1 rRNA gene and 1 pseudogene are annotated in these 1,300 nt (G+C 70.9%); both read left to right on the top strand.

The features are described 5' to 3' along the window. Positions 1–86 (top strand): 5S ribosomal RNA (gene rrf / locus ACZ3YO_RS32410); the annotation flags it as partial. 353 nt (positions 87–439) lie between these two features. Beyond that, a pseudogene (locus tag ACZ3YO_RS32415) lies at positions 440–1,300 on the top strand (tetratricopeptide repeat protein); the annotation flags it as partial.

The raw sequence follows: 1,300 nt of genomic DNA on the forward strand, positions 1-1,300 counted from the left end.
GTTACATTCCGAACCCGGAAGCTAAGCCTCACAGCGCCGATGGTACTGCAGGGGGGACCCTGTGGGAGAGTAGGACGCCGCCGAACAATCATTCAAGGCCGCGGCCCCAGCGATTCGCTGGGGCCGCGGCCTTTTTGTGTTTTGCGAACGTGTACAACCCCGACAGATCGGGACTTCCGCCCAGGCGCGGGGCGTCCCGGGATGTCGGACAATGGAGTAGGTGCGCGGCCAGGAGGCCGGCATCGAACCGCGTGAGGGCAGTGGTGTGTCGCCCAGGCCGCGGTGGAGCTGAGCAGCAGAAGGAGTCGCCACAATGTCGAACCAGCCCCAGGACCGTCCCGAGCGTCGATCGGACGACGGCCGCGGCTACGAGCCCCGGTCTCGCGGGGGCTGGTCCAACGACCGTGGTCCGCGCCGCGACGACCGGGACGACCGTCCGCGTCGTGACGACCGCCCCTCCGGTGGCGGTTACAACCGCGACCGCGACGACCGCGGCGGCTTCCGCCGTGACGACCGTCCCTCCGGTGGCGGCTTCCGTCGCGATGACCGTCCGTCGGGTGGCGGTTTCAACCGCGACCGCGATGACCGTCCGCGTCGTGACGACCGTCCGTCGGGTGGCGGCTTCAACCGTGACCGTGACGACCGTGGTGGTTTCCGTCGTGACGACCGTCCGTCGGGTGGCGGCGGTTTCCGTCGGGACGACCGTCCCGGTGGCTTCAACCGTGACCGTGACGACCGTCCGCGTCGTGACGACCGCCCCTCCGGTGGTGGTTTCCGTCGTGACGACCGTCCGTCGGGTGGCGGCGGTTTCCGTCGGGACGACCGTCCCGGTGGCTTCAACCGTGACCGCGATGACCGTCCGCGTCGTGACGACCGCCCCTCCGGTGGCGGCTTCAACCGTGACCGTGACGACCGTGGTGGTTTCCGTCGTGACGACCGTCCGTCGGGTGGCGGCGGTTTCCGTCGGGACGACCGTCCCGGTGGCTTCAACCGTGACCGTGACGACCGTCCGCGTCGTGACGACCGCCCCTCCGGTGGCGGCTTCCGCCGTGACGACCGTCCCTCCGGCGGTGGCTTCAACCGCGACCGCGATGACCGTCCGCGTCGTGACGACCGTCCGTCGGGTGGCGGCTTCAACCGCGACCGTGACGACCGCGGCGGCTTCCGCCGTGACGACCGCCCCTCCGGCGGTGGCTTCCGCCGTGACGACCGTCCGTCGGGTGGCGGCTTCAACCGCGACCGTGACGACCGCGGCGGCTTCCGCCGTGACGACCGCCCCTCCGGCGGTGGCTTCCGCCGT

The organism is Kitasatospora sp. NPDC022785 (assembly GCF_055561295.1).